Origin of the sequence: Streptomyces sp. NPDC005195 (genome assembly GCF_040608315.1) — a bacterium.
Classification (GTDB): Bacteria; Actinomycetota; Actinomycetes; order Streptomycetales; family Streptomycetaceae; genus Streptomyces; species Streptomyces kaempferi.
Genome location: NZ_JBEXHZ010000009.1, coordinates 115,877 through 128,847, shown reverse-complemented (window position 1 = coordinate 128,847; position 12,971 = coordinate 115,877). Strand labels below are relative to the sequence as shown.

The window sequence follows — 12,971 nt, the reverse complement described above, 5'->3', positions numbered from 1 at the left end:
CGAAGTTTTCCGGCGGCGTGTCGCAGAGAGGGCCCGAATGGCCCTCTTGCGCGCTCATACGTCGCCCGACCTGCTCAGGAGAGGCTACCAGTGGGTAGCAAGCCCTCCCCGGCCCCCTCCGTCAGGGCTCAGGCGACGGACCACGCGATGCCGTCGAGGATGTCGTGCTCGCTGACGACGACCTCCTCCGCGCCGGTCCGATCCATGATCGCGAGCAGGACGAGGGCACCGGCCGCGATGACGTCGACCCGCCCCGGGTGCATCGAGGGGATCGCCGCCCGCTCCGCGTGGGTGGAGTGCAGGAGCCGCTCGGTGATCTCGCGGACCCTCTCCCGCGGGATGCGGGAGTGGTGGATGGCCTCCGAGTCGTACTCGGCCAGGTCCAGCGCGATCGAGGCGACCGTGGTGACCGAGCCGGCGAGGCCGACCAGGGTGCGGGCCTCGCCCAGCGGGACGGTCCGGGCCGCGAGGTCCAGCGCGGCTTCGATGTCGGCGCGGATCGCTTCGGTCTCCGCGGGCTCCGGGGGGTCGCTCACCACGCCGGCGTGCACCAGGTGGCGCTCCGTCATCCGTACACAGCCGATGTCCACGGAGCGGGCGGCCCGTACGTGGTCGTCGCCGACGACGAACTCGGTGGAGCCGCCGCCGATGTCCACGACCAGGTACGGCTTGGCGAGGTCGTCCCGGCCCGTGAGCTCCCTGGTCGCTCCCGTGAAGGAGAACTCGGCCTCCTGGTCGCCGGTGATCACCTCGGGCTCGACGCCCAGGATGTCGAGGACACCGCGGACGAACTCGTCCCTGTTCTCGGCGTCGCGGGAGGCGGAGGTCGCGACGAAGCGGAGGCGCTCCGCGCCGTGCTCCTTGATGACCGCCGCGTACTCGCGGCAGGCCGCGAAGGTGCGGTCCAGGGCTTCGGGGGCGAGGCGGCCGGTGCGGTCGACTCCCTGGCCGAGCCGGACGATCGTCATGCGGCGGTCCAGGTCGACGAGTTCGCCGGTCGCCGGGTTCGCGTCGGCGACGAGGAGACGGATGGAGTTCGTACCGCAGTCGATGGCGGCGACCCTGGTCATGAGCTGTGGTCTCCTGTGGTGGTTTCGATTCCGGCGTGCAGCGCCGTCCCCGTCTGTTTCGCCCCCGCCGCCCCTGCCCGGCCCGTCCCCGGGGCTCCGCCCCGGAGCCCCGCCGAGGGGCTGTGCCCGCTGGACCCCCGCATCAAAGGGCTCGTCCTCGGACGCCGGACGGGCCGAACCGCACACCCTGGGCGTCGGCCTTCGCGTGCGGGCTCGCACCTTCGGCCCGTCCGGCCGATGCGGACCTCACCCTTCCGCGCAGGCTCCCTCGGCCGCGGAAAGGTCCACGCACGGCCCCTTGCGCCACCACTCCGGCAGCATCGCGATCGCCTCGTCCCCCAGCGGGTTCACCCCGGGGCCCGCCGCCAGGGAGTGCGCCACCAGGACGTGCAGGCACTTCACCCGGTCCGGCATGCCCCCCGCGCTCGGGAACCCGGCGAGCACCTCGATGGCGTCGCGGCGCGCGATGTAGTCCTCGTGGGCGGCCCGGTACGCGGCGGCCAGCTCGGGGTCGGTGGCGAGACGCTCCGTCATCTCCTTCATGACACCGTCCGCCTCCAGTGTGCCGATCGCGGAGGCCGCGCGCGGACACGTCAGGTAGTACGTCGTCGGGAACGGCGTCCCGTCGGGAAGCCGGGGCGCCGTCTCCACCACGTCCGGCTCACCGCAGGGGCAGCGGTGCGCGATCGCGCGCAGCCCGCGCGGCGGGCGGCCGAGCTGCTGCTTGAAGGCCTCGACGTCCGCGTCGGTCGGCTCGGTCCGCGGGGTGGGCGGCGGGGGCGTTTCCATGCCTGTGCTCAAGTCACTTTCTCTGTCGTCTCACCGGCCCGTGCCGGCTCCGGTTGTCAGCTCACCGGTCGGAGCGGTCGGACTTGTCGACGCCGTCCCAGACATTGGCGTACCAGGGGCGGGCGTCCGCCCCCCGGTTCGTCCGCGACTGCTTCACCGCGTCCGGGTCGATCACGACGTATCCGGTCTCACCCGGCATCACATAGTGCAGCCGTTCCCGGATCCGCTGCTCCGCGTACGCGTCGTCCTGCCAGCGCGCCTTCAGGTCGCGCAGCTGTTCGACGCGGGCGCGGGCCCGCTCCTGTTGCCGCTGCAGATCGGCGATCGCGGCGCGCTGGGACACGTACTGCCTTATGGGATAGGCGAGGGCCACGATCAGCGAGCAGACGACGAGCGCCAGCAGCGCCGCCCGGCCCGTCAACCGCGAGCGCCGGGCCTGACGCTTGGTCTGGGAGCGGTAGACCCGGGCCGCCGTCTGCTCGCCGAGCAGCCGCAGCCGGGTCGCGGTGGAGAACCGGTCCCGGTCCTTCACGGCCATGTCCCCGCCTCCCCTTCACACGTGCGGACGTCCCCGCACACGGTACGGGACCGGGTACGGGGACGTACGTGCGACTGGCTAAGCCTTAACCCTGCCGGGGTCAGCCCTTGAAGCGCGGGAAGGCCGAGCGGCCCGCGTACACCGCGGCGTCGTCGAGGATCTCCTCGATGCGCAGCAGCTGGTTGTACTTGGCGACGCGGTCCGAGCGGGCCGGGGCGCCGGTCTTGATCTGACCGCAGTTCACGGCGACCGCGAGGTCGGCGATGGTGACGTCCTCGGTCTCGCCGGAGCGGTGGGACATCATGCACTTGAAGCCGTTGCGCTGCGCCATCTCGACGGCGTCCAGGGTCTCGGTCAGCGAACCGATCTGGTTGACCTTGACGAGCAGGGCGTTGGCGGAGCCCTCCTCGATGCCGCGGGCCAGGCGCTCCGGGTTGGTGACGAAGAGGTCGTCGCCGACGATCTGGACCTTGTCGCCCAGCTTGTCGGTGATGACCTTCCAGCCGGCCCAGTCGTCCTCGTACAGCGGGTCCTCGATGGAGATGAGCGGGTACGCGGAGACGAGCTCCTCGTAGTACTCGGTCATCTCGGCGGCCGAGCGGGACTTGCCCTCGAACTCGTACTTGCCGTCCTTGTAGAACTCGGACGCGGCGACGTCGAGGGCGAGCGCGATCTGCTCACCGGGGACGTAACCGGCCTGCTTGATGGCCTCGAGGATGAGGTCGAGCGCGGCGCGGTTCGACTCCAGGTTCGGGGCGAAGCCGCCCTCGTCGCCGAGGCCGGTGGACAGGCCCTTGGACTTCAGGACGGACTTGAGGGTGTGGTAGACCTCGGCGCCCCAGCGCAGCGCCTCGGAGAAGGACTCCGCGCCGATCGGGGCGATCATGAACTCCTGGATGTCCACGTTCGAGTCGGCGTGCGAGCCGCCGTTCAGGATGTTCATCATCGGAACGGGCAGCAGGTGCGCGTTCGGGCCGCCCAGGTAGCGGAAGAGCGGGAGGTCGGACGCCTCGGAGGCGGCGTGCGCGACGGCCAGCGAGACGCCGAGGATGGCGTTGGCGCCCAGCGAGCCCTTGTTGTCGGTGGCGTCCAGGTCGAACATGGCCTGGTCGATCAGGCGCTGCTCGGTGGCGTCGTAGCCGACGAGCTCCGGGCCGATCTGCTCGATGACGGCGAGGACGGCCTTCTCGACACCCTTGCCGTGGTAACGGTTGGGGTCACCGTCACGGAGCTCGACGGCCTCGAAGGCACCCGTGGAGGCGCCGGACGGAACGGCGGCACGACCCGTGCTGCCGTCGTCGAGGCCGACCTCGACCTCGACCGTGGGGTTGCCTCGGGAGTCCAGGATTTCCCGGGCTACGACGACGTCGATGGACGGCACGAGCATCTCCTTCTGGGATGTGACGCGGGTACGCGGGCCCGCGGGGCCCGCACTGCACGGTGCCGCGTTCGGCTCCGCGGGATGAGCCTAACCGGCCCGGGGCGATCGGCCGGACGCTCGACCACCCCTTGAGCAGAACTGAGGGTAAATATTGTTCCCCTTCGAAACAAAAAGCCCCGCTCCGGTGCGTACGGGGGAAGACGCACCGGAGCGGGGAGCCCGTGGGGACGGGGGTGACCCTCTTCGGGTCTCCGCGTGGAGACCCTTCCTACGAGAGGACCGTCATCCGAGAGGACCGTCGTCTCAGCTGAGGTGGAGCTGCTGGCCCGGGTAGATGAAGTCCGCGTCGTCGACGATGTCCTTGTTCAGCTTGAACAGGTGCTGCCAGCCGCCCTTGACCTTCTTCTTCTCGGCGATCGAGCTGAGGCTGTCGCCCTTGACGACCTTGTACTCGCCGTCGCCCTTCTTGACCTTCTTGCCGGTCGGGGTGGAGACGGTCTTCCGGGCCGCGGGGCGCTCGGACGAACGGGAGGCGGCGGTGTCCGTGGAACGGGTGGCGGTGCTCTGCGCGCCGCTGGAGGTGGACGGCTTCGCGGGGGTGGCCGTACCACCGGTGTAGGCGGCGCCGGACAGGCCCGTGCCGCAGGTCGGCCAGGCACCCTTGCCCTGCGCGGCGAGGACCTTCTCGCCGATGGCGATCTGCTGCGACTTGGAGGCCTTGTCGGCGGTGGAGGCGTAGGCGGTGCCGCCGTACGCGGCCCACGTGGAGGCCGAGAACTGCAGGCCGCCGTAGTAGCCGTTGCCGGTGTTGATCGACCAGTTGCCGCCGGACTCGCACTGGGCGACGGAGTCCCATTCGGAGGCGGTGGCGGCGGAGGCGCTGCCGGCCGCCATCAGCGGAGCGGCGATGGCGACGCCGGTGACACCGGCGAGCGTGGCCACACGAGTGGCCTTGGACGGACGGCGGTGCTTGCCCTTGCTGGAAAACAGCATCGAGTGATCCCCTCACCGACGCCTGCGAGGTGAGCTGTCGGGTTCGGGCGGGTGAGTGCCCGGCCGTGCGCCGTCGGCGCACGTCTTCACCCCAAGCCGCTCCCGGTCAACTACCGGGCACGGCGCTTACCTTGGGTCCCCCGCTCCTGCCTACGGCGCTTGACGCGTCGACTGTTCCCGTACGGCCGCTGGCAGGATTCGGCGTTGCGACCGTCGGGGCCCGCTGTGGCGAGCGGTGATGACCGTAAGCAGTCGATCGACCGAATTTCAAAGACGATCAGGGCCTTTGAGATCCATCTCTCACTTGCTCCAAACCGGACATTACACAGCGAACCATGACGTGAACTCCCGCTACTTTTCGCCCGATTCGGCATCAACTGCAAGGCTCTGACCGGGGAGGATGAGGTCCGGGTCGACACCGACCGTCTTCTCATTCCCGGCGTAGAGCCCGGCCCATCCGCCGTCGAGGTCAAGGGCGTCGGCGATCGCCGAGAGGCTGTCTCCGGTGCGGACGACGTACGAGCCGTCGACGACGGCGCGGGAGGTGCCGGAGTCGCGCGAGGTGTGCCGGCCGGAGGAGTCGTCGCCGCGGCCGTCCACCGCGTCGTCGGTGGAGTTCTCGGCGGCACTGCCACCACGGTGGCGCCCGGCGCCGGTGGCCGCGCCCTCGGACGCCGCCGAAGCGTCGCCGTCCTGGCCCGAGTTGCCCGATTCGCCACCCTTCGCCGTCCGTGCGCCCTCGCTGTCCGCCTCCGGGTCGCTGACGGAGTCCCCGTCCGAGGAGGTGTCCGACTTCGTCCTGCTCTCGATCCCGTCCGAGGACGAATCGGACGAGGACGAGCCGGACGGCGAGAAGCCGATCCCCAGCGAGTCCGACAGGGAGCCGGACGAAGTGGATGAATCGGATGAACCAGATGAACTGGACGAGTCGCCGGCCACGCCCGTGTCGACCGAGACCTCGCCCGAGTGCTCGCTGAGCCCGGAGAGCGGGCCGCAGGTCGGCCAGGCGGCGAGACCCTGGTCGGCCAGGACCTTCTTGGCGATGGCTATCTGCTGCGACCGGCTGGCCTCGTCGGCGCTCGGCGCGTACATGCGGCCGTCGTATCTCTGCCAGTTCTCCTGGGTCAACCGCAGGCCGCCGTAGTGCCCGTTGCCGTCGTCGGCGCTCCACTGACCGCCGCTCTCGCACTCGGCGACCCGGTCCCATGTGGTGCCGTCGGCCGCGCTCGCGCTCGCGGCACCGAGCAGCGGGATGGCGATCGCCGATCCGGTCACTCCTGCCGCGACGATGAGGGCCGGAGCCTGACGGGGGCGACGATGGCGGCCGTTCCCGGAGAGCATGCGAGAGCCTTTCACGTGACAGCAGGTGACTACGCGGCTGATGAGCCGCGTTGATGGGTGAACGTAGCCTCACTCGATCACTTGTCACAAGTAGATACAGCGCAGATCACGTGAAGATCACAGAGTTGAGGGACCATCACTTTTTCGCGGCCGGACGTTCATACTTCGCGGCCACCACTCCGGCGCACCGCGACGGCCGCCTCTCCGGCACCGTACGACTGCCCCATCACTGCCGCCCGGGGGTGAACTCCACCGGAAGCGTGCGCAATCCGCGCATAATGAGTCCGCCGCGCCATCGCAAATCAGCCGAATCGCCCGCTAGTTGGAGGTCCGGCAGCCGGGTGAGGAGGGTGGCCAGCGCGGTCTGTCCCTCCAGCCGGGCGAGTGGCGCGCCGAGGCAGTAGTGGATGCCGTGGCCGTAGCCGAGGTGCTGGTTGTCACGGCGGGAGAGATCGAGCGTGTCGGGCTGTTCGAACCGGGCGGGGTCACGGTCCGCAGCCGCGAGGACGACGAGCACGGGGTCGCCGGCCGCGATGTCCTGTCCGCCGATGCGGACCGCCTCGGTCGCGAACCGCCACGTGGCCAGTTCCACCGGGCCGTCGTAGCGCAGGAGTTCCTCGACGCCCGTCTCCAGCAGGGCCCTCTCCCCGGCGGCGAGGGAGGTCTGCAGCCGCTCCCGCTGCCCGGGGTGGGTGAGGAGCGCGTACATGCCGTTGCCGATCAGGTTCACCGTCGTCTCGAACCCGGCGAAGAGCAGGATGAAGGCCATGGCGGCGGCCTCGTTCTCGGTGAGGTGCTCGCCGTGGTCGGAGGCGCGGATGAGACCCGAGATGAGGTCCTCGCCGGGCGCGGCCACATCGGGAAGGGCCTCACGCTTCTTGTGGATGAGCTCGCCCAGATAGCCGCGCATCTTCTTGACGGACCGCCCGACCCCGCCCCTCGGCCCGCCGCCGTGCCGGATCATCATCCCCGCCCAGTCCCGGAAGTCGTCCTGGTCCTCGCGGGGCACGCCCAGCAGGTCGCAGATGGCGTAGATGGGGAGCGGGAACGCGAACTCGTGGATCAGGTCGGCGGAGCCCCTCTCCTGGAACTGGTCGATGAGGTGGTCGGTGAGTTCCTGCACACGCGGCGCGAACTCGGCGACCCGCCGCGGGGTGAACGCCTTGCTGACGAGCCGCCGCAGCCGGGTGTGGTCCGGCGGGTCGATGTTGAGCAGATGGGTCATCAGCTCGGCCTTGCGCTCACCCGGGATGCCCGTCCTGCCCTTCGCGTGCGCGGGTTCGTCGTGGTGGGCCGGGTTCTTGCTGAGCCGCCCGTCCGCGAGCGCCCGCTTCGCGTCCGCGTACCGGGTGACCAGCCAGGCCTCCACCCCGCTGGGCAGTCGCGTCCGGTGCACGGGCGCGTGCTCCCGCAGCCAGGCGTACGCCGGGTAGGGATCGGTGGCGAACTCCCAGGTGAAGAGTTCGGGGGCGGGGCTGAGCGGCGGGGGCTGGTCGGTCACTCCCCGACGGTATCCGGCGGACGGATCAACGGTGTCCGCAGGGCGCGCGGGCCCGGACACGGTCTCCGCGCGGCCACCGCGCGGACTTCACCCCGGACTGTCCGTAAATCACCTGCCGTTTGACTCCGCGGCTCGACGACTCTCTACATTCGCGCCGTGGACCCCGAAATACTCAGATCCAGCTTCGCGGTCGTCGAGAGACGGGCCGAGTTCGCGGTCAAGTACTTCTACTCGCATCTCTTCCGGCACAACCCGGACCTGCGCGGGCTCTTCCCGCTGGACCACCCGGAGGACATGGAGCGGCAGCGGGACCGGTTGTTCGCGGCGCTCACGTATGTACTGGAACGACTGGAGGACCCGGCGCTGCCCGGGTACTTACGGGAACTGGGGCGCGATCACCGGAAGTACCTGGCCGAGCCGGAGCACTACGCGGCCGTGGGGGCGAGTCTCGTCGCGGCGTTCGCCGTCGTCGCGGGGTCGGCGTGGAACGCGGAGGCGGAGAAGGCCTGGGGCGAGGCCTACGGGGCGATCACGAACGTCATGCTGCAGGGCGCCTGGGAGGCACAGCACGCGGGTGAACCGTCCTGGTGGGACGCCGAGGTCGTGTCCCGGGCGCGGCACGGCGACGACCTCGTCGTCCTGACCCTGCGGCCGCACCGGCGGCTCCGCTACTTTCCCGGCCAGTACGTCAGCGTCAACGTCCCTCATCTGCCGGGCATCTGGCGGCCGTACTCCATCGGCAACGCGCCCCGGGCCGACCTCACCCTCGATCTGCACGTCAGCCGGGTGGAGAACGGGGTGCTCTCCACCGCCCTCGTGCGGCAGACCCGGGAGGGCGACGTCCTGCGGCTCGGCTCGCCCGGCGGCGGGCTGATCCTGCGGACTCCGGTGGAACGGCCGCTGACCTTCATCGCGGCCGGCACCGGGTGGGCGCCGGTGAAGGCACTGCTGCAGCAGCTCGACCCCACGCACGAGGCCCGGCTGTTCGTCGTCGCCCGTGACACCTCGTACCTCTACGACCGGTCGGCCGTGGAACACCTGCAGGCCCGGCTGCCCCGGCTGGGCGTCACCTTCATCACCCCGGCGCCCGGCCGTCCCAGGACCCAGGCGACCGAGCGGCTGCTGACCGCGCTGGGCAACCGGGCAGGCTGGGCCCGGCACGACGTCTATCTGACCGGTCCGCCCCAGCTCGTCGAGGAGGTCGGCGAGGCCCTTCCCACGCTCGGCACCCCGCCCGACCGGCTCTTCCGCGACCTCCTGCCGCCCACCGCGGAGGCGCGCGGCCGACCGCTGGGCGCGGCGGAGTGGCTGCTCGACCGGCCCCGGCCGAACTGGCACAGCCCGTCGGCCCGCGCACCGGAGGCGTGATCCCGGGGCCGGGGCGCGCCCCGGCCTCAGCCGTCGAGCGCCGGTGAACCCTCCCGCGCGCGGATCGCGTCCCGGTACGCCCGCGCCGCCGCGCGCAGTGCCGCCTCCGGGTCCACCCCCTCGGCCTCGGCCCGCGCGGCCACGGCCAGCAGTTCGTACCCGACGCCCTCGCCTCGCGGCAGTTCGACCTCGAGTCCCGCCGTGCGCGCCCGTGAGGCGAGCTTGGCCGCGAGTGCCAGGCCGGGCTGGCCCAGCGGTATCCCCTCCGTGACGGACGTCCGGCGCTTCTCCTCGGCCTTCGTGCGCAGCCAGTGCTCCTTGACCTCTTCGGGGGTCGTGGCCGTCTCGTCGCCGAAGACGTGCGGGTGGCGGTGGATCAGCTTGGTGACGATGCCGGCCGCCACGTCGTCGATCGAGAAGGGCTCGGCCCCGTCCTCCGGGCGGCCCTCCTCCGCGATCCTGGAGTGGAAGACCACCTGGAGCAGGACGTCGCCGAGCTCCTCCCTGAGCTCGTCCCGGTCCCCCTCCTCGATCGCCTCGACCAGTTCGTACGCCTCCTCGATCCCGTACTTCGCGAGGCCCTCGTGGGTCTGGCGGGACGACCAGGGGCACTCGACGCGGATGCGGTCCATGACCTGGACGAGGTCGAGGAGACGGGCGCCCGGCAGGTCGTACGACGCGGGGAGCAGCTCCAGCTCCGGCATGTGGACCCGGCCGGAGCCGGCCAGCCGGGCCAGTCCGTCGGTGAGGCGCGGCTCGCCCTCGCCGGTGGCCACGACCACCACCGTGCGCCCGCCGGCACAGGCGTCCACCAGCTCCTGCGCGCCCGGCGAGGTCTCGTCCACGGCGATGCCGGCCTCCCGCAGATAGGGCAGCTGCGGATGCGCGCCGTCCGCGCAGAGCACCTGGTCGGCGCCGCGCAGCGTCTGCCAGGCGGGCCAGGACAGCAGTCCGGGCGCGACGCGGTGGCTGGTGGTGAGCAGGACGATACGGCCGGGGGCGGCGGGGCCGGCCTGGGCGGTTGCGTCGGAGCTGGTTGCGTTCACCCCTCGAACGTAACCCACACCCCCGACACGCCTGGAGTTGTCCACAGGATCGACGGGACCGGGTGGCCACCCGGGTTCGCCGCGCTCCGCATCACTCCAGGCCCGCCCCTCGCGCGCCGTGCCCCGGTGCCGCCGACGGCCGTATCCGGCCGTCCTGCCCCGACTGCCCGGCGCCGACCTTTCGACCGGGTTTCCACCCCTGCCGCCGGGTCGGGCCCTTACTGCCAGGTCCGGCCCTTACTGCCGGGTCCGGCCCGTGCCGCTGGAGTTCCCGCCCTTACGCCGACTGCGGGGTTTCCGCCTGCGTGACCTCCCGCAGCCACGGTGTCTTCGCGTCGACGCGGCCGCTCTTCTCCACGTCCCAGGCGCCGTAGCGCGGGTTCAGGTCGATGCGCAGTTCCTTGGATGCCTGGGACATGGCCTTCCAGAACGTGGCCTTGCCTTCGGCGGTGTTCATGTCGGCGCCGAGCGAGGCCGCGACCTTCTGGGCCTCGATCTCGGTGCGGAGGTTCTCGTCGAGGCGCGCGGGCGCCACGCCGTACTGCTGCAGCCAGACCGTCTCCAGTCCGTGCGCGCCGCCCGCCTGCTGTTCCAGGGACGCCCGCAGCTGCTGGACGTCCCTGCGGGTGACGCTGACGCGCGCGTCCTTCGCCGCCCGGTCGAGGACGTGGTCGAGGACCATGCTGTGCAGGGTGTCGCGGGTGAGGCCGCCGCTCTTGGCGATGGCCTGCGCGTACTGGGTCTCGTCCTTGATGACGGCCCGCTGGGCCGACCGCACCTCGTTCACCCGGCCCTCCAGTTGGGCGACGGTGATCCGCTGGCCGCCGACGACGGCCGCGGCGCCTGGATGCGCCTGGCTGCCGCACGCGGTGAGCAGCGGGGCCGCGGCGACGATCGCTGCGGAGAGGACGAACGCGGTGCGACGGCGGCGGTGCAAGGAAACCTCCCGAGGAGATTGTGCGACGGTGCACAAAGTCTTGCGATGATCGATGTTAGGCAGTGGCCCGGCTCTCGGCCAGCCATTCGACCAACGATTCGCGGAGAGTTCGGGTACCACCGCGCACCCGTGCGGTACGTGCCACCCGCCCAGGACCCCGCCGCGCCGTCAACCGCGCGCGGCGACCTCTCGCTCCACCGCGTCCGCGACCTCGGCGCGCAGCCCGTCGCCGGGGCGCGCGAAGGTGATGTTGCCGGACCCCTTGCCGCTGTCGGCGTTCTGGTCGCTCCCGGAGTCCTCCGAGCCGCTCCCGCTGTCGCCGACGAGGACGAAGTCCACCGTCCGGTGCAGGGGTGCGGCCTGCTCGGCGGCCTCGGCCTGGGGGCCGCCGGCCGCGAGCACCAGGTCGCAGGAGCGCTGGAGCAGGCCCCTGAGGGAGGACCGCGCGTCGGCCGCGGACTGCTCCCCGGTCACCGGTACGTGGCTGACGAGCACGTGGGTTTCGAGGGACGCGTCCCTCATGCCCTCCCAGACCTGGGCCGCCGTGGTCCCGGCGGTGATCCCGTCCTCGCCGGTGAGCAGACAGGCGTCGACGTCCTTGGAGGACCGGGCCCTGGTGTCGGGGAGCCGCCACGCGGTCTCGGTACGGGAGAGGAGGTACCCGGTGACGGCGACGGCGGCCACCACGACCACGGCGCCCGCCAGCAGGGCGATGGTGCGCCCGCCGAGTTCCTCCAGCCACAGCCGCGCGGACCGGACGGCCCTGGTGAGCCATGACCACGGTGTGGCGCCGGGTACCGCCTCCGCGCGCCGCGCCGGCGGTACCTGCCTGACCCGCTTGACCACTGGTTGTCCCGTGCTCTCTGTCGTGCCCGCCGCCGCCGGCCGCCCGCTGCCGTCCGTCGCCTGTCGTGGCGTGGCTACGGACGGACCGGCCGGCGCGGCCGGACCATCCAGGCAGGGGTACCGAGGCGGCCACCATCGGCACCGGGATCAGCGGAACCGGCGAGCTCAGCCGGTGATGGCCACCGGCGCGTCCCACGCGTCCCGGTCCACCGTGATGGTGTAACCGCCGATCGTTTCCTTACTGTTGACCATGTACTGGTGGGCGCGGCTGTGGTTGGTCCACCGGTCGGCGGCGAACGGCCAGTCGGCCGTCGTGGTGTTCTGCTTGTCCCACAGGGCGTACCAGAGGTTGCCCGGCAGGTTCGTGCGGTCGGTGGCGTCGGCGACGGCCTTCGCGCTGGAGCTGCGGAAGCCGTAGAAGCCCGCGCGGTACGTCTTGGCGTTGAGCGTCTTGTCGAAGGCCCGTATGTACGTCAGCGTGGCGGTGTTGCACGACTTGTTCGTGATGTCGTACGACTCCATGTCCAGATAGATCGGGCTGCCCGCCTTCATCCCCAGCGCGGCCGCCTTGGCCACCGCGTCCGCGCCGTCGCCGGCGCCGAGCGAGGCGGCGTTGGAGGAGGTGAGCTTCTCCGGGTTGGAGCCCGTCTGGCACGAGGGCTGCGCGCCGACGTACAGCGGGATGAGCTTCCAGCCCAGCGTGCTGACCGACTTCACCCAGGACGCGGTGAGGTTGGGCTGGCCGCAGCCGCGGTTCTTGCCGCCGATGTACACGGCGGCCGCGCCGTAGAAGCCGGTGTGCCAGGCCTTCATCGCGGTCAGGGAGGGCGCGGCGCAGGTGTCGAACGCGCGGCCGGTGAAGGTCTTCTGGGCGGGCCAGGTGGTCGCCGCCATCGACGTCTGCGCCGCGATCCCGGCTCCCGCGACCACGGCTGCACCCGCCGTCGCCCAGGCGATGTAACGGCCCTTCTTGGACATCCGATGGCTGGACATCCCCACCCCGATTCGTGACACGCGCGGATCGCGCCACGCGTGAACGCGCGCGATCTGCGGACAGTTGAGAACAGCGAAGAGAGCCCCTGAGTCGGCGCCCGTCCCCGGCACACCGGCGAACGGTGTCCGGCCCCCGGCGCGCGGGGCGGATCGCACTTTAACCGACGC

The 12,971-nt window shown here is 71.3% G+C and carries 12 protein-coding genes and 1 riboswitch; of the genes, 1 reads left to right on the top strand and 11 read right to left on the bottom strand.

What is annotated here, in order from left to right; genetic code table 11:
- Positions 1 to 128 precede the first annotated feature (128 nt).
- The 7 genes from ABZV34_RS13320 to ABZV34_RS13290 form a co-directional block, all read right to left on the bottom strand.
- Positions 129 to 1,070: a Ppx/GppA phosphatase family protein gene (locus ABZV34_RS13320; RefSeq protein WP_356274504.1), complete on the bottom strand. Its 942-nt coding sequence runs from the start codon at positions 1,068 to 1,070 to the stop codon at positions 129 to 131.
- Positions 1,071 to 1,316: 246 nt separating this feature from the next.
- Positions 1,317 to 1,859 carry a DUF501 domain-containing protein gene (locus tag ABZV34_RS13315; RefSeq protein ID WP_356274501.1) on the bottom strand — a complete coding sequence of 181 codons (543 nt, stop codon included), beginning with the start codon at positions 1,857 to 1,859 and terminating at the stop codon, positions 1,317 to 1,319.
- A gap of 61 nt (positions 1,860 to 1,920) precedes the next feature.
- Positions 1,921 to 2,397, bottom strand: coding sequence for a septum formation initiator family protein (locus ABZV34_RS13310; RefSeq protein ID WP_356274498.1), 477 nt, complete (start codon positions 2,395 to 2,397; stop codon positions 1,921 to 1,923).
- A 100-nt stretch (positions 2,398 to 2,497) separates the two neighbouring features.
- Positions 2,498 to 3,784 carry a phosphopyruvate hydratase gene (gene eno, locus ABZV34_RS13305; RefSeq protein WP_356274495.1) on the bottom strand — a complete coding sequence of 429 codons (1,287 nt, stop codon included), beginning with the start codon at positions 3,782 to 3,784 and terminating at the stop codon, positions 2,498 to 2,500.
- 297 nt (positions 3,785 to 4,081) lie between these two features.
- Positions 4,082 to 4,771: a transglycosylase family protein gene (locus ABZV34_RS13300; protein WP_356274492.1), complete on the bottom strand. Its 690-nt coding sequence runs from the start codon at positions 4,769 to 4,771 to the stop codon at positions 4,082 to 4,084.
- A 4-nt stretch (positions 4,772 to 4,775) separates the two neighbouring features.
- Positions 4,776 to 4,939: riboswitch (cyclic di-AMP (ydaO/yuaA leader) on the bottom strand.
- A 183-nt stretch (positions 4,940 to 5,122) separates the two neighbouring features.
- Complete coding sequence (locus tag ABZV34_RS13295) at positions 5,123 to 6,112, bottom strand: transglycosylase family protein (protein WP_356274490.1); 990 nt, start codon at positions 6,110 to 6,112, stop codon at positions 5,123 to 5,125.
- Positions 6,113 to 6,338: 226 nt separating this feature from the next.
- Positions 6,339 to 7,613, bottom strand: coding sequence for a cytochrome P450 (locus ABZV34_RS13290; protein ID WP_356274487.1), 1,275 nt, complete (start codon positions 7,611 to 7,613; stop codon positions 6,339 to 6,341).
- Positions 7,614 to 7,769: 156 nt separating this feature from the next.
- Here ABZV34_RS13290 and ABZV34_RS13285 point away from each other — a divergent pair, with 156 nt between their 5' ends.
- On the top strand, positions 7,770 to 8,981 hold the full coding sequence (locus ABZV34_RS13285) for a globin domain-containing protein (RefSeq protein ID WP_356274484.1): 1,212 nt from the start codon (positions 7,770 to 7,772) through the stop codon (positions 8,979 to 8,981).
- 26 nt (positions 8,982 to 9,007) lie between these two features.
- Here the strand turns inward: ABZV34_RS13285 and ABZV34_RS13280 are convergent, their stop codons facing one another.
- From ABZV34_RS13280 to ABZV34_RS13265, 4 genes are all read right to left on the bottom strand, one after another.
- The gene (locus ABZV34_RS13280) at positions 9,008 to 10,027 is read right to left on the bottom strand and encodes a nucleoside triphosphate pyrophosphohydrolase (protein WP_356274481.1); all 1,020 of its coding nucleotides are present in this window, start codon (positions 10,025 to 10,027) and stop codon (positions 9,008 to 9,010) included.
- A gap of 277 nt (positions 10,028 to 10,304) precedes the next feature.
- Complete coding sequence (locus tag ABZV34_RS13275; protein WP_356274478.1) at positions 10,305 to 10,964, bottom strand: SurA N-terminal domain-containing protein; 660 nt, start codon at positions 10,962 to 10,964, stop codon at positions 10,305 to 10,307.
- Positions 10,965 to 11,132: 168 nt separating this feature from the next.
- Complete coding sequence (locus tag ABZV34_RS13270; RefSeq protein ID WP_356274476.1) at positions 11,133 to 11,810, bottom strand: hypothetical protein; 678 nt, start codon at positions 11,808 to 11,810, stop codon at positions 11,133 to 11,135.
- A gap of 165 nt (positions 11,811 to 11,975) precedes the next feature.
- Positions 11,976 to 12,803: a glycoside hydrolase domain-containing protein gene (locus ABZV34_RS13265; RefSeq protein ID WP_356274474.1), complete on the bottom strand. Its 828-nt coding sequence runs from the start codon at positions 12,801 to 12,803 to the stop codon at positions 11,976 to 11,978.
- Positions 12,804 to 12,971 lie beyond the last annotated feature (168 nt).